At 72.4% G+C, this 20,862-nt stretch carries 16 protein-coding genes and 1 tRNA gene; 6 read left to right on the top strand and 11 right to left on the bottom strand.

Translation table 11 applies throughout. The features are described 5' to 3' along the window. Positions 1–33: 33 nt before the first annotated feature. The 6 genes from pth to AB0946_RS11625 all read right to left on the bottom strand — a co-directional run bounded on the left by pth (position 34) and on the right by AB0946_RS11625 (position 5,183). Positions 34–636, bottom strand: a complete 603-nt coding sequence (gene pth / locus AB0946_RS11650; RefSeq protein WP_171155507.1) for an aminoacyl-tRNA hydrolase — start codon at positions 634–636, stop codon at positions 34–36. Between the two features lie 75 nt (positions 637–711). Beyond that, on the bottom strand, positions 712–1,305 hold the full coding sequence (locus AB0946_RS11645) for a 50S ribosomal protein L25/general stress protein Ctc (RefSeq protein ID WP_366760386.1): 594 nt from the start codon (positions 1,303–1,305) through the stop codon (positions 712–714). Positions 1,306–1,524: 219 nt separating this feature from the next. Beyond that, entirely contained in the window at positions 1,525–2,505 is a 981-nt protein-coding gene (locus AB0946_RS11640; protein WP_366760385.1) for a ribose-phosphate diphosphokinase, read from the bottom strand. Between the two features lie 154 nt (positions 2,506–2,659). Continuing rightward, positions 2,660–4,108 carry a bifunctional UDP-N-acetylglucosamine diphosphorylase/glucosamine-1-phosphate N-acetyltransferase GlmU gene (glmU, locus tag AB0946_RS11635; RefSeq protein WP_366760384.1) on the bottom strand — a complete coding sequence of 483 codons (1,449 nt, stop codon included), beginning with the start codon at positions 4,106–4,108 and terminating at the stop codon, positions 2,660–2,662. A gap of 124 nt (positions 4,109–4,232) precedes the next feature. Then, positions 4,233–4,308 (bottom strand) — tRNA-Gln (locus AB0946_RS11630). Positions 4,309–4,322: 14 nt separating this feature from the next. After that, complete coding sequence (locus AB0946_RS11625; protein ID WP_366760383.1) at positions 4,323–5,183, bottom strand: hypothetical protein; 861 nt, start codon at positions 5,181–5,183, stop codon at positions 4,323–4,325. Between the two features lie 166 nt (positions 5,184–5,349). Here AB0946_RS11625 and AB0946_RS11620 point away from each other — a divergent pair, with 166 nt between their 5' ends. Beyond that, positions 5,350–6,660, top strand: coding sequence for a histidine kinase (locus AB0946_RS11620; protein WP_366760382.1), 1,311 nt, complete (start codon positions 5,350–5,352; stop codon positions 6,658–6,660). Between the two features lie 62 nt (positions 6,661–6,722). Here AB0946_RS11620 and AB0946_RS11615 read toward each other — a convergent pair whose 3' ends face one another. Beyond that, a complete protein-coding gene (locus AB0946_RS11615) occupies positions 6,723–7,217 on the bottom strand; it encodes an SUKH-3 domain-containing protein (protein WP_366760381.1) in 495 nt (164 codons plus the stop codon). Positions 7,218–7,275: 58 nt separating this feature from the next. Continuing rightward, positions 7,276–7,791 (bottom strand): YwqJ-related putative deaminase, encoded by a 516-nt coding sequence (locus AB0946_RS11610; protein WP_366760380.1) that lies wholly within the window; start codon positions 7,789–7,791, stop codon positions 7,276–7,278. A 288-nt stretch (positions 7,792–8,079) separates the two neighbouring features. Here AB0946_RS11610 and AB0946_RS11605 point away from each other — a divergent pair, with 288 nt between their 5' ends. The 3 genes from AB0946_RS11605 (at position 8,080) to AB0946_RS11595 (ending at position 13,126) form a co-directional block, all read left to right on the top strand. Further along, positions 8,080–9,120, top strand: coding sequence for an SMI1/KNR4 family protein (locus AB0946_RS11605; RefSeq protein WP_366760694.1), 1,041 nt, complete (start codon positions 8,080–8,082; stop codon positions 9,118–9,120). Positions 9,121–9,130: 10 nt separating this feature from the next. Next, on the top strand, positions 9,131–12,010 hold the full coding sequence (locus tag AB0946_RS11600; protein WP_366760379.1) for an SUKH-4 family immunity protein: 2,880 nt from the start codon (positions 9,131–9,133) through the stop codon (positions 12,008–12,010). Positions 12,011–12,238: 228 nt separating this feature from the next. Next, positions 12,239–13,126: a DivIVA domain-containing protein gene (locus AB0946_RS11595; RefSeq protein WP_366760377.1), complete on the top strand. Its 888-nt coding sequence runs from the start codon at positions 12,239–12,241 to the stop codon at positions 13,124–13,126. A gap of 41 nt (positions 13,127–13,167) precedes the next feature. Here the strand turns inward: AB0946_RS11595 and AB0946_RS11590 are convergent, their stop codons facing one another. The 3 genes from AB0946_RS11590 to AB0946_RS11580 all read right to left on the bottom strand — a co-directional run bounded on the left by AB0946_RS11590 (position 13,168) and on the right by AB0946_RS11580 (position 16,952). Continuing rightward, positions 13,168–14,802 (bottom strand): cation acetate symporter, encoded by a 1,635-nt coding sequence (locus AB0946_RS11590; protein WP_366760376.1) that lies wholly within the window; start codon positions 14,800–14,802, stop codon positions 13,168–13,170. After that, positions 14,799–15,269, bottom strand: coding sequence for a DUF485 domain-containing protein (locus tag AB0946_RS11585; RefSeq protein ID WP_366760375.1), 471 nt, complete (start codon positions 15,267–15,269; stop codon positions 14,799–14,801). Before AB0946_RS11585 ends, AB0946_RS11590 begins: the two co-directional genes overlap by 4 nt. Positions 15,270–15,455: 186 nt before the next feature. Continuing rightward, positions 15,456–16,952 carry an MFS transporter gene (locus tag AB0946_RS11580; protein ID WP_366760374.1) on the bottom strand — a complete coding sequence of 499 codons (1,497 nt, stop codon included), beginning with the start codon at positions 16,950–16,952 and terminating at the stop codon, positions 15,456–15,458. Positions 16,953–17,397: 445 nt separating this feature from the next. On the opposite strand from AB0946_RS11580, the gene AB0946_RS11575 reads away from it, so the two are divergent. Then, entirely contained in the window at positions 17,398–18,186 is a 789-nt protein-coding gene (locus AB0946_RS11575) for an ABC transporter ATP-binding protein (RefSeq protein WP_171155529.1), read from the top strand. Then, positions 18,183–20,765, top strand: coding sequence for an FtsX-like permease family protein (locus AB0946_RS11570; RefSeq protein WP_366760373.1), 2,583 nt, complete (start codon positions 18,183–18,185; stop codon positions 20,763–20,765). The genes AB0946_RS11575 and AB0946_RS11570 overlap by 4 nt, the downstream gene beginning before the upstream one ends. Positions 20,766–20,862 lie beyond the last annotated feature (97 nt).

The raw sequence follows: 20,862 nt of genomic DNA, 5'->3' as shown, positions 1-20,862 counted from the left end.
GGTCAACTCCCCGCGGGGCCAAGCCCGGACAAGTCAGGAGTTGTACGCGCTCTGCGCCCGCTCCAGCCCCTCCGTCACCAGACACTCCACCGCGTCCGCCGCACGGTCCACGAACCAGTCCAGCTCCTTGCGCTCCGCCGACGAGAAGTCCTTCAGCACGAAGTCCGCCACCTGCATCCGGCCCGGCGGCCGGCCGATCCCGCACCGCACCCGGTGGTAGTCCGGCCCCATCGCCTTCGTCATCGACTTCAGACCGTTGTGCCCGTTGTCACCGCCGCCCAGCTTCAGCCGCAACGTCGCGTAGTCGATGTCCAGCTCGTCATGGACCGCGACGATGTTCCCCACCGGAACCTTGTAGAAGTCCCGCAGCGCGTTCACCGGACCACCGGACAGGTTCATGTACGACATCGGCTTCGCCAGCACCACCCGACGGCTCCCCGGCCCCGCCGGACCGATCCGCCCCTCCAGCACCTGCGCCTGCGCCTTGCCCGCCCGCTTGAACTTCCCGCCGATCCGCTCCGCGAGCAGGTCGGCCACCATGAAACCGACGTTGTGCCGGTTCATGGCGTACTCCGGCCCGGGATTGCCGAGCCCGACGATGAGCCAGGGATCACTGGCGGCGGTGGTCACGTCCATGTCTCCTTGATACGCGCCGGCCGCCGCCCCCGGCGAGGGAGGCGGCGGCCGGACAGATGATGACGACGGCGAGGATCAGGCCTCGGCCGCCTCCTCGCCCTCGGCGCCCTCGCCCTCGGTCTCCTCGGCCTGCGCCTGCAGGACCTGGATCACCACGGCGTCCTCGTCCACGGACAGGGACACGCCGTTCGGCAGCGTGATGTCCTTGGCGTGGATGGAGGCACCGGCCGCCAGACCCTCGACGGAGACGGTGACCTGCTCCGGGATGTGCGTGGCCTCGGCCTCGACCGGCAGCGCGTCCAGGACGTGCTCCAGCAGGTTGCCGCCCGGGGCCAGCTCGCCCTCGACGTGCACCGGGATCTCGACCGTGACCTTCTCGCCGCGCTTGACCAGCAGCAGGTCGACGTGCTCCAGGAAGCCCTTCAGCGGGTCACGCTGCACGGCCTTCGGGATCGCCAGCTCGTTGGTCTTGCCGTCGATGTCCAGCGAGATCAGGACGTTCGGCGTACGCAGCGCCAGCAGCAGGTCGTGGCCCGGCAGGGTCAGGTGCAGCGGCTCGGAGCCGTGCCCGTACAGAACGACCGGCACCTTGTTGTCACGGCGGATGCGACGGGCCGCACCCTTGCCGAACTCGGTGCGGGTCTCGGCGCTCAGCTTCACCTCGGACATGTGGATCACTCCTCGTAGGAACTCGGAACGGACGTGGTCACCCGGCCACGAACGGCCTGCTACGAAGAGCGCGTCGATAACGGACCGCCGTACACGAGTACGGCCTCCCTCGCCGAGCAACTGCAGCAGTCTACTCGGAGGGGGAGGCCGTACCCAAAACGATCACCTACCAGTGCGCAAGGGGATGCGCCACGCGGTGCGGAAGTGAGTGCAGAAACCTCACTGCTCGTCGAAGAGGCTGGTCACCGAGCCGTCCTCGAACACCTCACGCACCGCACTCGCGATCGTCGGAGCGATCGACAGCACCGTGATCTTGTCCAGATCCGCCGCCAGCTCACCCGGCGTCGGCAGCGTGTTCGTGAACACGAACTCACTCACCTGCGAGTTCTTCAGCCGATCGGCCGCCGGACCCGACAGCACACCGTGCGTCGCCGTCACGATGACGTCCTCCGCGCCATGCGCGAACAACGCGTCGGCGGCCGCGCAGATCGTGCCACCCGTGTCGATCATGTCGTCCACCAGGACACACACACGACCCTTGACCTCACCCACGACCTCGTGGACGGTCACCTGGTTCGCCACGTCCTTGTCACGCCGCTTGTGCACGATCGCCAGCGGCGCACCGAGCCGGTCACACCACCGGTCCGCCACCCGCACCCGTCCCGCGTCCGGCGACACCACCGTCAGCTTCGCCCGGTCCACCTTCGCACCCACGTAGTCCGCCAGCAGCGGCAGCGCGAACAAATGGTCCACCGGACCGTCGAAGAAACCCTGGATCTGATCCGTGTGCAGATCCACGGTCAGGATGCGGTCCGCACCCGCCGTCTTCATCAGATCCGCGATCAGACGCGCCGAGATCGGTTCACGACCCCGGTGCTTCTTGTCCTGCCGCGCGTAACCGTAGAACGGCACGATCACGGTGATCGACCGCGCCGAAGCACGCTTCAGCGCGTCGATCATGATGAGCTGCTCCATGATCCACTTGTTGATCGGAGCCGTGTGGCTCTGGATCAGGAAACAGTCCGCACCACGAGCCGACTCCTGGTAACGGACGTAGATCTCACCATTCGCGAAGTCGAAGGCCTTCGTCGGGACGACCCCGACACCCAGCTGCTGGGCGACCTCCTCGGCAAGCTCGGGGTGGGCGCGGCCGGAGAAGAACATCATCTTCTTCTCGCCGGTCGTCTTGATCCCGGTCACAGCACAGTCTCCTCAGAGGTTGTCTCAGCCAGCCGGCTGCTCGGCGACCTCTCGGCTGGGCATGAGAGGCCGTATCAGCTGGTAAGGGTGCAGGGTGCACACGTGCGGATGTGCACTTATCACGGTACGCCGTGTTTGACGCACGCGTTTCCGGTCAGTCCTCGTCCCCACCCTGCCCGGACGACGCCTCGGCCGCCTTCGCCGCCGCGCTCCCCGGACGCTTCCGGGCCACCCAGCCCTCGATATTCCGCTGCTGACCACGGGCCACGGCCAGCGAACCGGGCGGCACGTCCTTCGTGATCACCGACCCGGCCGCGGTGTAGGCACCGTCCCCGACCGTGACAGGAGCCACAAACATGTTGTCCGCACCCGTCCGGCAGTGCGACCCCACCGTGGTGTGATGCTTGTCCTGACCGTCATAGTTCACGAACACGCTCGCCGCGCCGATGTTCGTGTAGTCACCGATCCGCGCGTCCCCCACGTACGACAGGTGCGGCACCTTCGTGCCCTCCCCGATCGACGCGTTCTTCGTCTCGACGTACGTCCCGATCTTGCCCTTCGCACCCAGCCGCGTCCCCGGCCGCAGATACGCGTACGGCCCCACGGACGCCCCCGCACCCACGACCGCCCCGTCCGACACGGTGTTGTCCACCCGCGCCCCCGGACCCACCTCGGTGTCCTTCAGCCGGCTGTTCGGCCCCACCTCGGCACCCTCACCGAGCCGCGTCGACCCCGTCAGCTGCGTCCCCGGATGCACCACCGCGTCCCGCTCGAAGGCCACCGTCACATCGACCCACGTCGTCGCCGGATCGACGATCGTGACCCCCTCCAGCATCGCCCGCTCCAGCAGACGGTCGTTCAGGATCCGCCGCGCCTGAGCGAGCTGCACCCGGTTGTTGATCCCGGCGATCTCACGGTGGTCGGCCGCCACCGACGCCCCCACCCGGTGCCCGGCCTCCCGCAGGATCCCCAGCACGTCCGTGAGGTACTCCTCACCCTGGCTGTTGTCCGTCCGCACCTTCTTCAGCGCGTCCGCCAGCAGCTGCCCGTCGAACGCGAACACACCGCTGTTGATCTCCCGGATCGCCCGCTGCTCCTCGGACGCGTCCTTGTGCTCCACGATCGCGGTGACGGCACCCGTCGCCCCGTCCCGCACGATCCGGCCGTAACCGGTCGCGTCCGGCACCTCGGCCGTCAGCACGGTCACGGCGTTGCCGTCCGCGTGATGCGTCTCGGTGAGCCGCCGGAGCGTGTCGGCGGTGAGCAGCGGGGTGTCCCCGCACACGACCACGACGGTCCCGTCGACGGACCCGCCCAGCTCCTCCAGACCCATCCGCACGGCGTGCCCGGTCCCGTTCTGCTCCGCCTGCACGGCGGTCCTGGTGGCCGGGTCGATCTCGGCGAGGTGCGCGCCGACCTGCTCACGGGCGTGGCCCACGACGACGACGAGGTGCTGCGGGTCCAGCTCACGGGCGGCGGCCAGCACGTGTCCGACCAGGGAACGGCCGCAGATGTCGTGCAGGACCTTGGGTGTGGCCGACCTCATACGGGTGCCCTCACCCGCTGCGAGAACGACGACGGCGGCCGGGCGGATGGCGCTCACGGGGTTGCCCTTCGGCTGTGGGTGGGTGGGGGTGACAGCCGCAGGATACCGGGGGCGATTGAGGGGGACATGAGTGCGGGCCCTGACGGTGGTGTCAGGGCCCGAACCTGGGTCTTGTGTGCTGTGGCTCCCCCGCAAGGATTCGAACCTTGTCCTGCTGGTACCAAAAACCAGTGTGCTGCCAGTTACACCACGGGGGACAGCGCTTCAGACCTTACCCGAGACGTGCCTCGGCCTGGGCCACGATCCCGTTCCACCATCCTTCGATGCGGTTGTAGAGATGGGCACTTCTGGCTACGCCGATGACCAGGCACCCGTGGTAGTCGTCTCCGGTGTTCTTGCGGACCGTTTTGGGGTTGTGCCGCTTGAGCGTCGGCTTGGCGAAGACCCCCGGGTCGACGCCGGCGATGTCCGCCCAGTGGCGATGGGCAGCCGTGACGTCCGCCGACTCGTGGATGAGCACGCGGAAGGTCAGGCGCTCGCGGTCCACGCCGAGCAGGTCCAGCCATGCCAGGTAGGTCTCGATGACTCCGGGGTCGCTGTTGACGAAGATCGCGCGTTCGCGGCGGTCGTACGGCTTGCTCTTCGACCCTTCCGCCCAGTACAGGGCGATTCCCACCATGAAGAGTTCGCGGTCGGTGAGCTCACCGACCTCTCGGAGGGCTGCCGCTTTCTTCAGCTCCCGCTTCTCCCGCTCGGCAGCACGGCGCCTTGCCAGGCCCTCCTGCATCAGGGCCCGTTGCTCCTCCGGTGTGTACCTGGGTGCGGGCCTGGGCAGATCCCGCACCCACAGCGAGATCGAACTCTTCGAGCAGCCCAGCTCCACCTGGATCTGGTCGTAGGTCCAGCCCTGGAGCCGCAGCTCCCGTGCCCTCTCCCGGAGGTCGTCCTTCGCGTTGGGACGCTTCGTCCACTCCGGCGGTGGTTCGCCCTTCACCAGTTGGTTGAGGATGTCGTTGTTGTAGATCTTCAGCTCGTTCCGGATCTGGCGGAGGCTGTGGCCGGCGCGACGAAGGGTGATCGCCTGCTCTCGCAGGGTCTCGAAGTCGGCGTATGTGCCCGGTGAATGTGCCATACGCATACCGTCCGGACGGAATGCCGGGTTCCGGGGTCGAACGGCGGAGGTTCACCAGTTCGAGGGATAGCGGGTGGTTTCGAGGTCGTTCGGTTACCGAGCGTGGCGTGTGGTGGTAGGCGAAAGTCACCGGAAATGCCGTACCGCTCGCCCGTAGGCTGGAGCCATGACCACGACGGGGGAAGACCACGAGAGGGCGTTGACCGGCCCTTGGTGGTGGGTGAGGCGGCGCAGCGCGGTGTTCGACGGGGGCCTCGCGCTGGTGTCCGCCGTGGAGTGCGCGGCGGAGGGGATTCCGTTCGCGCGGGACGCGGGGATCCCGGCGTCCGTGGGGATCGTGTTCGGTCTGGTCGCCGGTTCGGTGCTGCTGGTGCGCCGGAAGTGGCCGATCGCGGTGGTGCTGGTGGCGATCGCGATCACGCCGGCCCAGATGGGTTTCCTGATGGGCGTGGTCGGTCTGTACACGCTGGCCGCGTGTGAGCTGCCGCGGCGGATCATCGGGGCGTTGTCGGGGATGTCGCTGCTGGGGACGGCGGTGGTGACGTTCGTGCGGGTGCGGCAGGACATGTCGCGCGGGGATCTGACGCTGGGTGACTGGTTCGTGCCGTTCGCGGCGGTGACGACGGCGCTGGGGCTGACGGCTCCGCCGGTGCTGCTGGGGCTGTACGTGGGGGCGCGGCGGCGCTTGATGGAGAGTCTGCGGGAGCGGGCGGACAGTCTGGAGCGGGAGCTTCAGTTGCTCGCGGAGCGGGCGGAGGAGCGGGCCGAGTGGGCGCGTAACGAGGAGCGGACGCGGATCGCCCGGGAGATGCACGACGTGGTCGCGCACCGGGTGAGTCTGATGGTGGTGCATGCGGCGGCGTTGCAGGCGGTGGCCCGGAAGGACCCGGAGAAGGCGGTGCGGAACGCGGCGCTGTTGGGGGACATGGGGCGGCAGGCGTTGACGGAGCTGCGGGAGATGCTGGGGGTGCTGCGGGCGGGGGAGGACGCGGGCCGGCGTGCGGCGTCGGCGCCGTTGGCGGCGGTGGGGGAGGCGGCCGCTGCGGCGGCTTCCCGGGTGGCCGAGGTGGAGGGGGCGGCGGAGGGGCCGTGTCTGTCGGAGCTGGATGAGCTGATCGGGCAGTCGGCCGCCGCGGGGATGGTGGTGGATCTGTCGGTCGAGGGGGAGGTGCGGTCGTATGCGGCGGAGGTCGAGCAGACGGCGTACCGGGTGGTGCAGGAGGCGTTGACGAACGTCCACAAGCACGCGGCGGGTGCGAAGACGCATGTGCGGTTGGCGCACCGGGTGTCGGAGATCGCGATGCAGGTGGAGAACGAGCCGCCGCCGGAGCCGGCGTCGGCGTCGGCGGCGGGGTTGCCGTCGGGCGGGAACGGCCTGCTGGGGATGCGGGAGCGGGTCGTGGCGCTGGGCGGGGTGTTCGTGTCGGGTCCGACGGACGCGGGGGGTTTCCGGGTGTCGGCGGTGATCCCGGCGTAGCCGGGGTGGGGGCGGGTCGCCGGGTGCCGGTGCCGGCGGGGTGACGCGCGTGTGCCGGGGGGTCAGCCGGCTGTGAGGCGGACCGGTTGGATGCCGGTGATGAGGGTGGCGAGGGCGTGGTCGACGTCGGGGCCGAGGTACCAGTCGCCGGTGTGGTCGATGGTGTAGACGCGGCCTTCGGCGTCGATGGCGAGGAGGGCGGCGTTGTCGGTCTCCTCGCCGAGGGGGCTGAGTTCGGTGCCGAGGGCGCGGCCGAGGTCGCCGAGGGTGCGGGCGTGGTGGAGGCCGTGGAGGGGGTCGACGCGGAGGCCGGCGGGGGCGATCTGGCGGCCGGGGCCGGTGGGTGTGATGCTCAGGCCGCCGAATTCGGCCCAGGCTTCGACGGCGGCGGGGAACACGGTGTGCCGGTGTCCGGCGGGTGAGGTGTGTTCGCGCAGGGCGTCGGCCCAGAACTCGGCCTGCTTTATGTCCCAGCGTCCGGGTTGCCAGCCGGCGGCGCGCAGGGCGGCGTCGACGGGTACGGGGAAGCGCGTGGTCGAGGTGCGGTCGGGGTGCATCTGCCCTTCGATCGTCGTGCGTGCTGGTGGTTCCGGTGGTGCCGGTGGTCGCCGGGGGTCAGTCGTCGGTGGCGGTGGGGTCGACGATGCGGACGCCGAAGTAAGCGCTGAGGGCGGTGCAGGCGCGGCAGGGGGCGGCGAAGCTGCCGTGGAGGGGGTCGCCGTCCTCGCGTATGCGGCGGGCGGTGAGTTTGGCGTGTTTGAGGGCTTTGCGGGCTTCGCCGTTGGTCATGGGTCTGCGGGCGGCGCGTTTGCTGCGGGTGGCGTCGGCGGCGGCGATGTGCCGGGAGATGAGGATGGTCTCGGCGCAGCGGCCGGTGAAGCGGTCGCGCTGGTCGCTGGTGAGGGTGTCGAGGAAGTCCTGGACGAGGGGGTGCAGGGCCGGGGGCTGGTCGCTGCGGGCGGCGGTGCCGGTGAGGGTGGCGCCGCGGACGGAGAGGGCGGCGGCGACGGTGGGCAGGATGCCGTCGCGGCGGTGTCGCAGGGTGGGGGCGGGGGGTGTGTCGGTGCCGCTCCAGCCGATGCGAGGGTCGCCGGCCCGCACGTCGGTACCTCCGGTCTGCAGAGCGTTCATGATCGTTCTTCCCTCCCCGGGCGTCCCCCCCGAAGGACACAGGGTGCCAAATGCCGTGGCTGGTGTGGAAGCTGGGGCGGTGCGACACGCCCGTGTCGGGCGGGCTGTGACGGTGGGGTGACGGGTGGTCACGAAGGCGGCGGGGCGTGGGTGCAGGTGGGGGCGGGCCGGTGCCGGGGCGGGGCCGCGGTGGGCCGGTGACCGGGGTTGGCGTACCGCATAGGCTGTCGCCATCCGCGATCGACACCGCCGTTCAGGCCAGAGAGAACGCCGCAGGGGGCAACCGCCATGACGACAGGTCGGCTCGGGCTGGGTGTGCCGCCCAGCGGCCAGGCCGGTGGACAAGCCGCGCCGCCGAACGCGGCCTACGCCGGGCAGGTCGTGCACTTTCCGGATCCGGTCCGGGCGGCACGTCACCCGAGAGGGGTACGGGTCGATGAGCGGGGTTACCCCGATTTCTCGCCGTACGCGCGCGTGGCGGTGGAGATCGCCGAGCCGCCGGAGGGGTTCGGGGTCGACGAGCTGCGGCTGACGGACTACGTGTCGGCGAACGCGGCGCTGTCGGCGGCGGGGCACGAGTTGTGGGACACGGTGCCGGATGTGGCGACGCCGCACGGCTGGACGTGGCATCACGTGGCGGGCACGCGGCGGCTGGAGCTGGTGCCGGTCGAGGTGAAGGCGTTGCTGCGGCATCACGGTGGCGTGGCGACGGCGCCGGTGGACCACGGCAAGCGCGGCACGCGGCCGTTGCAGGAGTCGCGGCCGGCGCACTTCGGGCTGCCGAAGTCGGGGGTGGCGGTGACGGAGGCTCAGGTGCAGGGCGTGGAGGAGGACCTCGGCTACCGGCTGCCGGGCGCCTACCGCTCGTTCCTGAAGGCGGCGGGTGGTTGCGCGCCGGTGGGCACGGCGCTGGACGCCGGTTTGGGACTGTTGCTGGACCAGCCGTTCTTCACGGTGCGGGACGAGGCCGCGGTCAATGACCTGGTGTACGTGAACAAGTGCCTGCGTGACCATCTGACGAAGGACTACCTGGGTGTGGCGTTCGTGCAGGGCGGGCTGCTCGCGGTGAAGGTGAGGGGCGAGCGGGTCGGTTCGGTGTGGTTCTGCGCGTACGACGATGTGCGGGACGTGGATCCGTCGTGGTCGCCGGAGGAGCGGGTGGAGCGGCTGCTGCTGCCGTGCGGTGACGACTTCGACGCGTTCCTGTCCCGGCTGGCGGGCAGCCCGCCGGAGTTGGAGACGGTGGCCCGTCTGATGGTGGACGGCGGTTTCGCCCGTGTCGTGCCGGTGGTTTCCGGCTCGGCGTCGTCCGGCCCGGTGGGGGAGTGAGCGGCGAGCGATGGTGACGTACGCGCAGGCGCAGGAGCGCGCCGAGGAGTGGATCAACGGCGACGTGCCCGCGTACCAGCACCGTGAGGTGCGGGTGCGGGAGTTCGAGCTGGGGTTCGTGGTGTGGGGCGAGGACCGGGCGGAGGGTCCGCGTTCGGACGCGGGCGGCCAGCGGCTGGTCATCGCCCGGGACAGCGGGGAGGCGACGCTGTGGCCCGCGCTGCCGGTGGGTGAGGTGATCCGCCGGTACGAGGAGGAGTACGGCCGCGTGGGGGAGCCGCGGGACGCGGTGCCGGCGCCCGCGCCCGCGCGGTTGGACCTGAACCAGACGTCGTTCCTGCTGACGCCTCCGGAGTGGTTGCAGGAGGCGGCGGACAAGCTGGGCCTGGGGGAGCGGCACGCGGAGGCGTCCGCCGGCCGCGGGCCGGCTCCTGCTGCCGGTGCGGCTCCTGACGGGGGTACGGCCGGTGGTACGGCGCCGGGTGCGGTGGCTTCGTCCGGCGGGGCCGGACCGGCCGAGACGCAGGCCGGGGTGCCCGCGGGAGCGGACGTGCCCGCGGGGGCCACGCCGTGGGCCGGTACCGACACGAACGCCGGGCCGGGTGAGGACGACCGCTCGGTGCCGCTGCCCGCGACGGTGTTCGCGCCGCCGTTGGGCGACGCGGACGAGGCGCCGCGTCCGCCGGCGGTGGCACCGGACGCGCCGACCGCGCTGATGTCGGGCGGCAGCCAGTTGCCCCCGACGGCGGTCGCGCCGGCGCTCGATCTGCCGGGCGCGCAGGGTGGCGGCCAGGGCAGCGCGCCCCCGCCGCAGGGCACGCCCCCGGCGGGCGTACCGCCCTGTCCGCCGGCGCAGGGCACTCCGCCCCCGCCCGCCGGTCCGCCGGGCGCCCCGGTGTACGGCTACCCGCAGGGGGCCGGCGCTCCGGGGTACGGCTATCCGCCGGCGCCGGGCGGTGCGCCGCACGCGCCGCAGCCTCCGGCGGCCCCGGGTGGGCCCGAGCGGCGGCTCGCGCCGAACGCGGGGGAGATCGCGGACGCCGCGACGAGCAAGGCGGCGCCGCCGAAGAAGGGGCGCGGTGGGGTGAGCGCGCCGCCTCCGCCGCCGGGCGCCCCGGGTACGCCGGGCGCGCGCCCAGGGAGCGCGGCGACGCCGCCCCCGCCGGCGGGCGGGTACGTGCCGACGCGGCTGGTGTCGGCGGTCGAGCCCCCGGAGGGCCCCGGGGCGCAGGACGGACAGGGCGACGCGGGCGGGGTGCGGCCGCCGGGCGGCGCGCACCACGCGGCCACGGTCCTGGCCGACCCGAGCCGACCGAACGGACCGGCACCGCGGTCTCCGGGTGCGCCGCAGCCTCCCGGTGCGCCGGTCGGGCAGGGCGTCCCGGGTGGGCCGGGTTCGTCGGGTACCGCCGCGGCTCCGGGCGCCCCCGGCATGCCGGGCGCCCCGGGTGGCGCGCCGAACGTGCCGGGAACCCCCGGCGTCCCCCAGCCCCCGGCCGCCCCGGGCCGTCCCGGCGCCCCCGGCTTCCCGCAGCCGCCGAGCGCGCCCGGAACCCCGGGAACGCCCTCTGCTCAGGGTGCCGTGCACCACGCGGAGACCGTCCTGGCCGCTCCGCCGGTGGCCGGACCGGGCGTGCCCCCGCCGCCGGTGCCCGGCGCGTCCGGGATGCCGGGCGCCCCGGGCGTGCCCATGCCGCCCGGTGCCCCGGGCGTGCCCCCGGCGCCGGGCGCCTCGGCCATGCCCCCCGGCGCCCAGCCGCCCCCGCCCCCCGGCGCCTCCGCGATGCCGCCCGGCGCTCCCGGCATGCCCCCCACGGCTCCCGTCGGGCAGCCCCCCATGCCTCCGGGTGCCGTGCCACCGCCGGGTGGTCCCCTGCCCGGGCAGGCACCGGCGTACGGGTATCCGCAGCAGGGGCAGCCGACGGTCGGCCCCGGTTATCAGGCCGTGCTGCGCTACCGCGCGCAGGACGGGTCGGAGCAGCAGCTGATCCGGCGTTCGGCGCCGGGGACGCCGCATCCGGAGTGGCAGATCTTCCACGAGCTGCGGGCCATGAACGTGCCGCCGGACCAGGTGCTGGAGCTGCACACGGAGCTGGAGTCGTGCGAGCTGCCGGGGGCGTACTGCGCGCGGATGATCCGGGAGCAGTGGCCGCAGGCGAGGATCGCGAGCATCGCGCCGTACGGCACGGACCACGCGAGCCGGCAGCAGGGCATGCGGCAGTTGCTGGCGCACCAGGGCGAGTTGCACCAGGTGGCGGACGGTCCCGCACGGCCCGCGCCGGTGCGGGCGCCGCTGCCGCCGGTGCAGGCCGCGCCGCCGGTGCCCCCGGAGGGGATCGCGCAGGAGCTGGCCGGGGCGTTCGGCCCGGGTGTCTTCCGGTTCGAGCAGCAGGCGGTGTCCCGGCAGGGCGTGCCGCCGGTCGTGGCGCACACCCTGGTCGTGGCGGGGCTGCCGCTGGACATGGGCCCGTTCTTCTGGGCGCAGGCGCAGCCGGGCCGGCCGGTGCCGACGCTGGCGGAGCTGGCGGCGGAGCGCGGGGTGCGGCCGGCGGCGGACGCGGGGTCGTACCTCGTGATGGGCACGGACTTCGGCAAGGCGGTCTGTGTGCAGTACGGGACGGCGAACATCGTGGCCGTGCCGGTGGAGGCGGGGCCGGGCGGTGCGCCGGTGCCGCCGCAGTTCGTGAACACCGGGCTGCCGGAGTTCGCCCGGTGCCTGGCGCTGCTGGGCCGGATGTGGCGCCTCAGGTACGGGCTGAACCAGGAGCAGGCGGGCCGCTGGACCGTCGACTTCCAGGCGCAGCTGGCCGCGCTCGACCCGGCGGCGCTCGGTTCGCCGGAGAGCTGGTGGTCGGTGCTGCTGGAGCAGATGTGGGACGGGCTGTTGTAGCCCGGCCGCTGCCCGGTCGCCGGGTGTGATCCGTCGGGCCCCGCACGTGCGCGTGCGGGGCCCGACGCGTTGTCCGTGCGGGCGCCGGTGCGTGTCCGTGAGGGGGCCGTTCGGGGTGGTGGCGTGACGTGTCTGCGGAGTGTCGCGTTATGAACCCTTACTTCCCATCCATCAAGATATGCACGAAATCATCCTGTCGTGCAGGTTCGGTGGAGAGGGGTCCCCAGGGTGAGCAGCGCATCGATGCCACCGCACGGCTTCGCGACCGTCCGGGGGCGTGGCTACCGTCCCGACCAGGTCGAGGCGTTCCTGGAGGCCCTGTCAGAGGACCGGGACGCCGCCTGGGAGCGCGCCGCCCGGCTGACCGTGCTCGCCAAGGACATGGGGGCGGAGGCCGCGCTGCTGCGCGAGACCGTCGCCGAGCTCCCGCCGCAGACGTACGAGACGCTCGGGGAGGGCGCCCGCAAGCTGTACCAGTGCGTGCTCGACGAGGCGGCGGACCTGCTGGAACGCACCCGGCGCGAGGCCGCGGAGGAGGTCGCGCGGGCCGAGGCGGACGCCGAGCGCGTCCTGCGGGAGGCGCGGGAGGCGGCGGACGCGATCCGCGCGGAGGCCGACGAACGGGCCCGCCAGTGGCTCCTCGCCGTGGAGACCGAGGTCGAGGGTATCCGCGTGGGGGCCCGGCGCGCGGTGAAGTCGCAGCGCATGGAGGCGCTGGCGGAGTTGCGTGAGGCGCGCCGGCGCACCGACGGCATGCTCGCCGAGCAGTCCCAGAAGCTCGCCGCGCGCTGGGCCCGGGCCGAGCGGGAGGAGGCCGACCGGATGGCGGAGCTGGACGCCGGGTACGCCGAACGCACGAGCCGGGCCGAGGCCGAGCTGGCCGAGGCCGAGCGTGCCCTCGCGGAGGCCGAGGAGTACGAGCGCCGTTCCCCGGAGGAGGCGAGCGCGCGTGCCGAGGAGATCATCGCCGAGGCGCGCGCGCAGGAGGAGCGCATCGCCGGGGAGACGGAACGGGTGCTGCGCGAGCACGGCGAGCTGTGGGACGACATGCAGGCGCACATGGACTCCGTGCGCGAGACCCTGATCTCGCTGACCGGCAGGGTGGTCCTGGAGTAGCCGCGGCCCGGCGCACGCGAACGCGCCGGGCCGCTGTTCCGTCAGCTTCCCTTGCGCACCGCGCCCGCCAGGATCCAGCCCTCCACCGCCTCGTACTGCTGCCGCTGCCGCTCCGCCTTCGCGCGGCCCGACAGCACCGTGCCGAGCCAGCCGAAGAAGAAGCCGGCCGGGATGGAGACGATGCCGGTGGTGGTGAACGGGAACCAGTTGAAGTCGGCGCCGGGGAAGGCGGAGACGGGCGACCCGGAGACGAGGTTGGTGCCCGGCATGAGCAGCAGCACGGTCAGCGAGCCCCCGATCAGCGTGGCCAGCAGCCCGCCGCGGGTGTAGCGGCGCCAGAAGAGGCCGTAGACCAGGGCGGGCGCGAGGGCGGAGGCGCCCAGGCAGAAGGAGAGCGTGACCAGGGGCTGCAGGCTGTGGTGCTGCACCAGGGTGGCGAGCAGGATCGTCGGCACCCCCGTGGCGAGCGCGGAGACGCGGGCCAGGGTCATCTCGCGGCGGGGCGGCATCTCCTGCACCCGGGCGGCGAACACGTCGTGCGCGAGGGAGTTGGCGCAGGCGAGGATCATCCCGGCCACCGAGGCGAGCAGGGTCAGGAAGAGCGCGGTGGTGACCAGGGTGAACAGGAGGCTCTCCGCCGCCGACACGTCGGCGCCGAACACCGCGCGCGAGCCCATCAGGTACGCCGTGTTGCCCTGCGGGTCGGCCGTGGCGATCGCCGTACGTCCGAGCAGCGCCGTGGCGCCGAACCCGACCACCGTGATGACGAGGACGAACAGGGCGACCAGGGAGACCGCCCAGGACATCGAGCGGCGCACCTGGCGGGCGCTGGAGGCGGTGTACATGCGCATGGTGATGTGCGGCAGGCAGGCGCCGCCGAGGACGACGGTCAGCTGTGAGGCGATCATGTCGACGCGGCCCCTGGGGGTGGTGCCGAACTCCAGTCCGGAGCGCAGGAAGTCGGGTCCGGCGCCACTCTGCCGTGCGGCGGCGGTGAACAGGGCGCCCGGGTCCCAGTCGAAGCGGCGCAGGACCAGCAGGGCGAGCACGGCGCCCGATCCGACCAGCAGCACGATCTTCAGGATCTGGATGAGCGCGGTGCCCTTCATGCCGCCGATCGCCGCGTAGGCGATCATGAGCAGGCCGAGGCCCACGACGCATCCGGTCTTCAGGGACTCGTTGGTGAAGCCGAGGATGAAGGCCATCAGCTGTCCGGTCCCGGCCAGTTGGACGAGCATCAGCGGCAGCAGCGCGGCGATGGTCACCGCGCAGGCCGTGATCCGTACGCAGCGCCCCGGCAGCCGGCGGGCGAGGGCGTCGCCCATGGTGAACCGGCCCGCGTTGCGCAGGGGTTCGGCCAGCAGGAACATCAGCAGCATCAGCGACAGGGCCGTGCTGAGGGCGAGGACGACACCGTCGTAGCCGCACAGGGCGATCACCCCGCCGGTGCCGAGGACGGTGGCGGCGGAGATGTAGTCGCCGGCGATGGCGAGACCGTTGCGCAGCGGGGACAGGGAGCCGTAGCCGGTGTAGAACTCGTCCAGGTCGTCGCGGTCGGGGCCGGTCATCACGCACAGCAGCAGGGTCACGGTGGCGGCGGTGGAGAAGGCCACCAGGGACATGGTCTGCGCGGAGTCGCTGAAGCCGGTGGACGCCGCACCGGCGGCGGCCGTCATCGGGCCGCTCCGCGCCGCGCGTCGAGTTCGGCGTGCCTGCGGATGCGGTCGGCGAGCGGATCGACGTACCGGCGGGCGGTGTGCTCGTACAGGGCGATCGCCAGCCAGGTGACCGGGAGTTGCAGCAGGGCGAGCAGCAGCCCGGCGGGGATGCCGTCGGCGACCGTGCGGGTCAGAACGCCGGGCGCGTACGCGGACAGGACGAGGAACAGCGTGAAGTAGCCCAGTGCGGTGAGCGTGGCGGTGCGCCGCTGCCAGCGGTAGGCGCTGCGCAGCAGCCGCAGGTCGCTGTGGCGGCCGAGGGGCGCGCGCGGCGCCCGGCGGACCGGACCCGCCGGGTCGGGCGGCGCGGGCGGCTGCCAGGGGTAGGTCGGCGGCGCCGGGTACGACGGCTGGGGCGGATGTGCCGGGTAGGACGGCTCGGGCGGATGCGGTGAGTACGACGGGTGCGGCGGGTCGTGGGACATCCCGGGGCTCCTTGCGTGGCTCGGGTCCGTGGCGGCGGACCGCAGGGAGGTGGGGGAGCTGAGCCACGCACGCTACTCGCGCGCCGCGGACCGCGCGGCGTTTTCACCAAACTGGCCGGTCGGTATGCGCTTTCCCCGGCACAACGGGTTCCACCTGGGGTGTTACCCGCGTTAACCCGCCGGGGTTCAGTCCTGGAGCACCGGGAACCGGCGGGGCGCCACCACCAGCAGCACCACGAACGCCAGGGCCGCCGCGACCGCCGCGCCGAGGTAGACCGCGTGGACCGCGCCGGCGATGGCCCGCCGGGTCGCCTCGGGAGCCGTGCCGTCGTCCAGCGCGCGCGTGACGGAGTCCAGGTCGCCGGCCCCGCCGAGCCGCGCGGCCAGCACGCCGTTGGCGACGGCGCCGAACAGGGAGGCGCCCAGGGTCTGGCCGGTCTGCCGGCAGAACAGCACCGACGCCGTCGTGGTGCCCCGCTCCGACCAGCCCACGGTCGACTGCACCCCGACGATGAGCGGCAGCTGGAACAGCCCCAGCGCCCCGCCCAGCAGCAGCATCAGCAGCGTCGGCTGCCACCACGACCCCGGATACGGCAGGAACGGGAACGCGAACAGGATCAGCGCCGCCAGGCCGATGCCGAGCAGCGCGGTGTCCCGGAAGCCGATCCGCCGGTAGACGTGCTGGCTCAGCGCGGCCGACACCGGCCAGCTCAGCGTCCACACCGACAGCACGAACCCGGCGGCCACCGGCCCCAGCCCCAGCACCGACTGCGCGTACGTCGGCAGGAACACGCTCGGCGCCACCATCAGCAGCCCCAGCGCGCCCAGCGCCAGGTTGACGGCCGCGATCGTCCGGCGCCGCCACACCCAGCCCGGGATGATGGGCGCCGCGGCCCGCCGCTCCACCCACACCACCACGGCGACCAGCAGCAGGCCCGTGCCGGACAGGGCCAGCGACGGCGCCGACAGCCACGGCCACGCCACCCCGCCCTGCACCAGCGCGGTCAGCAGCACCCCGCCGCACGCGAACACCGCGAGCGCCCCGGCCCAGTCCACGCGCGCGGGACGCGCCCCCTCCCGCTCCGGCTCGTGCAGATGACGGACGATCAGCCACAGGGCGGCGGCGCCGATCGGCAGGTTCACCAGGAAGATCCAGCGCCAGTCGGCGTAGGCGGCGAGCACCCCGCCGAGCCCGGGGCCGGCGACCGCGGAGACCGCCCACACCGTGGAGAGCTTGGACTGGATCTTCGGGCGCTCCGCCAACGGGTACAGATCGGCGGCCAGCGTCTGCACCGTGCCCTGCAGCGCCCCGCCGCCCAGGCCCTGCACGATCCGGAACGCGATCAGCGCCCCCATGTTCCAGGCCGCCGCGCACAGCAGCGAGCCGAGCAGGAACAGGGCCGCGCCCACCACCAGCACCGGCTTGCGGCCGAAGGTGTCGGACAGCTTGCCGTACACGGGCAGCGTCACGGTGACGGCGAGCAGATAGCCGGAGAACAGCCACGAGAAGACGGAGAACCCGCCGAGGTCGCCGACGATCTGCGGTACGGCCGTGGAGACGACGGTGGAGTCGAGCGCGGCCAGTGCCATCGCCAGCATCAGCGCGGCGACCACCGCACCCCGCCGCCGGGTGTCCTGCCGCCGGCCGGCTCCGCCGCGTGTCGCCGGTGTCGTACTCCCCACCGCACACCCCTCCCGTGGCCCCTGTCGGACGCTACCCCGTGCCCCCTGCACGTACCACCGCCGCGCCAGCCTCCCACGGCGGGCCGTGCTTGACCCTGGCGCGGCGGAAGGGTGGAGGCTTCGCACACCGAAGGGTGGAGGCGACCCCGAGAACGGCTCCACCCGGCGGTGGAGCACCCCTAGGGGTTCCTCCGTACTGCGGCTCGGGGAGGGTTCGTCCCGGCGGAGGACGAGACCGGCCGGGGGCGTTCCTTAACCTGGCTTTACGCCGCTGGGGGGCGGCGGACCGCACCGGCGGGGGTGGGGATTTCCCCCGGGAAAGACGGGGCCCCGCACCAGCGCGCGGCACCCCCGCCGACCGCGAGACTCATCGACGTAACCCAGGACGACGACCGGAACACCGGGACATCGACCACGACCTGTCAACCGACATAGGAGACATACCGTGACATCGGCTGTGACCATTCCCAGGCACGGGGGCACTGGCGGGCGGACGGCCGTTGCCGCGCGGGCGCGGCAGGTCGTGAAGGCGTACGGGTCGGGCGAGACCCGTGTCGTCGCCCTGGACCACGTCGACGTGGACATCGCCCGCGGCCAGTTCACCGCGATCATGGGCCCCTCCGGGTCCGGCAAGTCCACCCTGATGCACTGCCTCGCCGGCCTGGACACCGTGACGAGCGGTCAGATCCACCTGGACGAGACCGAGATCACCGGCCTGAAGGACAAGAAGCTCACCCAGCTGCGCCGCGACCGGATCGGCTTCATCTTCCAGGCGTTCAACCTGCTGCCGACGCTGAACGCGATCGAGAACATCACGCTGCCCATGGACATCGCCGGCCGCAAGCCCGACCGGGCCTGGCTGGACCGCGTGGTGGAGACCGTCGGGCTCGCCGGGCGCCTCAAGCACCGCCCCACCCAGCTCTCCGGCGGCCAGCAGCAGCGCGTCGCCGTGGCCCGCGCGCTCGCCGCCCGCCCGGAGATCATCTTCGGGGACGAGCCGACCGGCAACCTCGACTCGCGTGCGGGAGCCGAAGTCCTGGGCTTCCTGCGCCGCTCGGTGGACGAACTCGGCCAGACCATCGTCATGGTCACCCACGACCCCGTGGCCGCCTCCTACGCCGACCGCGTGCTCTACCTCGCCGACGGCCGGATCGTCGACGAGATGTACCAGCCGACGGCCGAACAGGTCCTGGACCGCATGAAGGACTTCGACGCCCGGGGGCGCACGTCATGACCGTGCTGAAGACCTCGATGCGCAACTTCCTCGCGCACAAGGGCCGCATGGCGCTGTCGGCGGTCGCGGTCCTGCTGTCGGTGGCGTTCGTGTGCGGCACGCTCGTGTTCACCGACACCATGAACACCACCTTCGACAAGCTCTTCCAGGCCACGTCCTCGGACGTCCAGGTCAGCGCCAAGGGCTCCTCCGACACCGGGGAGACCACCTCCCGCACCGGCAAGCCGCCCGTGCTGCCCGCCTCCGTGGTCGGCAAGGTCCGCGGGGCCCGGGGGGTCCGCTCGGCCGAGGGCACGGTGTTCTCCACCGCGGTCACCGTCATCGACGCCGGCAAGGACAAGCTGTCGCCCACCAGCGGCGCGCCCACCATCGTCGGCAGCTGGAACGGCAACGACGCCCGCACCATGGAGATCACCTCCGGTACCGCGCCCAAGGGCCCGGACCAGGTGATGGTCGACGCCGACACCGCGAGCAAGCACCATCTGAAGCTCGGCGACGAGATCGGCGTGATCACGGCCATCGGCACGCACCACGCGCGCGTGTCCGGCATCGCCGCCTTCAAGGTCACCAACCCCGGCGCGGCGATCTTCTACCTGGACACGAAGACCGCCCAGCAGACCCTCGTCGGCCGGACCGGCGTCTACACCGACGTCAACGTCATGGCCGCCAAGGGCGTCACCGACGCGCAGCTGAAGAAGAACGTCACCGCCGTCCTCGGGCACGGCTACAAGGTGCAGACCGCCAAGGAGGTCGCCGACGCCAACCAGAAGGACGTCCAGAGCTTCCTGAACGTCATGAAGTACGCGATGCTCGGCTTCGCCGGGATCGCCTTCCTCGTCGGCATCTTCCTGATCATCAACACCTTCTCCATGCTGGTCGCCCAGCGCACCCGCGAGATCGGCCTGCTGCGCGCCATCGGCTCCTCCCGCAAGCAGGTCAACCGCTCCGTACTGGTCGAGGCGCTGCTGCTCGGCGTCCTCGGCTCGGTGCTCGGCGTCGGCGCCGGCGTCGGCATCGCGATCGGCCTGATGGAACTCATGGGCCAGATCGGCATGAACCTGTCCACCGACGACCTCACCGTCGCCTGGACCACCCCCGCGATCGGCCTGCTCCTCGGCGTGGTCGTCACCGTCCTCGCCGCCTACCTGCCCGCCCGGCGCGCCGGCAAGGTCTCCCCGATGGCCGCCCTGCGCGACGCCGGCGCCCCGGCCGACGCCAGGGCCGGTGCCGTCCGGGCCGTGACCGGCCTGCTCCTGACCGCCGCCGGCGGCTGGTGCCTGTACACCGCCGCCACCGCCGACCAGGCCAAGACCGGCTCGGGCTGGCTGGGCCTGGGCGTGGTGGCCACGCTCATCGGCTTCGTCGTCATCGGCCCGCTGCTCGCCGCCGGACTGGTCCGCGTCCTCGGCGCGGTCCTCCTGCGGGTCTTCGGACCCGTGGGCCGCATGGCCGAGCGCAACGCGCTGCGCAACCCGCGCCGCACCGGCGCCACCGGCGCCGCCCTGATGATCGGCCTCGCCCTGGTGGCCTGCCTGTCCGTGGTCGGCTCCTCCATGGTGGCCTCGGCCACCGACCAGCTGGACAAGACCGTGGGCACCGACTTCATCATCCAGGGCGAGCAGGAGTACAACCTGATCAAGCCCCAGATGGTGCAGAAGATCAAGGACACGCCCGGCCTGGAGCGGGTCACCGAGTACAAGCTCCTGGACGCCTCCCTGACCACACCGGACGGCCGGGTCAGCAAGAAGGAGACCATCAACGCGGCCGACGCGACCTACGTCCAGGACCTGCGCACCAAGACCGTCGCCGGTGACCTCGCCGACGCCTACAAGCCCGACTCCATGTCCGTCTTCGAGGGCTTCGCCAAGGACCACGGCATCAAGCTCGGCTCCACCGTCGCCGTCCACTTCGAGGACGGCCGCACGGCGAAGCTGACCGTCCGCGCGATCACCAGCGACGACGTCGTCGTCGACAAGGGCGCGATGTACGTCTCCATCGCCACCGCCGCCAGGTACGTCCCGGCCGACCGCATGCCCCTCGACCAGCTGATGTTCGCCACCGCCAAGGACGGGCAGGAGGCCGCCGCCTACAAGGCGCTGAAGTCGGTGCTGCGCGACGACCCGGCGCTGACCGTGCGCGACCAGACCGACTACAAGCAGGCGCTGAAGGACCAGATCGGCCAGCTGCTGAACATGATCTACGGCCTGCTGGCGCTCGCGATCATCGTCGCGGTCCTCGGTGTGGTGAACACCCTGGCCCTGTCGGTGGTCGAGCGGACCCGGGAGATCGGCCTCATGCGGGCCATCGGCCTCTCCCGCCGCCAGCTGCGCCGGATGATCCGCCTGGAGTCCGTGGTGATCGCCGTCTTCGGCGCCCTGCTCGGCCTGGGGCTCGGCATGGGCTGGGGCGCGACCGCCCAGAAGCTCCTCGCCCTGGAGGGTCTGAACGTCCTGGAGATCCCCTGGCCGACGATCACCGGCGTCTTCGTCGGCTCGGCCTTCGTGGGACTGTTCGCCGCGCTGATCCCGGCGTTCCGCGCGGGCCGCATGAACGTCCTGAACGCCATCGCGACCGACTAGGGTCCTTCGCTCGGATCAGGCCGGACCCCGCGAGCCCGGCACGATCCGAGCGGAAGGCCCTGGCGGACCAGCCGGACGGGCTGGACCGACGGCCACC

This window comes from Streptomyces sp. NPDC046870, assembly GCF_040704595.1.
In the GTDB taxonomy this organism is placed as follows: Bacteria; Actinomycetota; Actinomycetes; order Streptomycetales; family Streptomycetaceae; genus Streptomyces; species Streptomyces argyrophylli.
Note: the sequence above shows the minus strand (reverse complement) of the source record. Positions and strands in the feature narration are given on the sequence as shown.

What these genes read in the sequence shown, in the direction of transcription:
- pth (WP_171155507.1), bottom strand. Translation starts at nt 636, where the DNA reads ATGGACGTGACCACCGCCGCCAGTGATCCCTGGCTCATCGTCGGGCTC.
- AB0946_RS11645 (WP_366760386.1), bottom strand. Translation starts at nt 1,305, where the DNA reads ATGTCCGAGGTGAAGCTGAGCGCCGAGACCCGCACCGAGTTCGGCAAG.
- AB0946_RS11625 (WP_366760383.1), bottom strand. Translation starts at nt 5,183, where the DNA reads ATGGCACATTCACCGGGCACATACGCCGACTTCGAGACCCTGCGAGAG.
- AB0946_RS11620 (WP_366760382.1), top strand. Translation starts at nt 5,350, where the DNA reads ATGACCACGACGGGGGAAGACCACGAGAGGGCGTTGACCGGCCCTTGG.
- AB0946_RS11615 (WP_366760381.1), bottom strand. Translation starts at nt 7,217, where the DNA reads ATGCACCCCGACCGCACCTCGACCACGCGCTTCCCCGTACCCGTCGAC.
- AB0946_RS11610 (WP_366760380.1), bottom strand. Translation starts at nt 7,791, where the DNA reads ATGAACGCTCTGCAGACCGGAGGTACCGACGTGCGGGCCGGCGACCCT.
- AB0946_RS11605 (WP_366760694.1), top strand. Translation starts at nt 8,080, where the DNA reads ATGACGACAGGTCGGCTCGGGCTGGGTGTGCCGCCCAGCGGCCAGGCC.
- AB0946_RS11600 (WP_366760379.1), top strand. Translation starts at nt 9,131, where the DNA reads ATGGTGACGTACGCGCAGGCGCAGGAGCGCGCCGAGGAGTGGATCAAC.
- AB0946_RS11590 (WP_366760376.1), bottom strand. Translation starts at nt 14,802, where the DNA reads ATGACGGCCGCCGCCGGTGCGGCGTCCACCGGCTTCAGCGACTCCGCG.
- AB0946_RS11585 (WP_366760375.1), bottom strand. Translation starts at nt 15,269, where the DNA reads ATGTCCCACGACCCGCCGCACCCGTCGTACTCACCGCATCCGCCCGAG.
- AB0946_RS11570 (WP_366760373.1), top strand. Translation starts at nt 18,183, where the DNA reads ATGACCGTGCTGAAGACCTCGATGCGCAACTTCCTCGCGCACAAGGGC.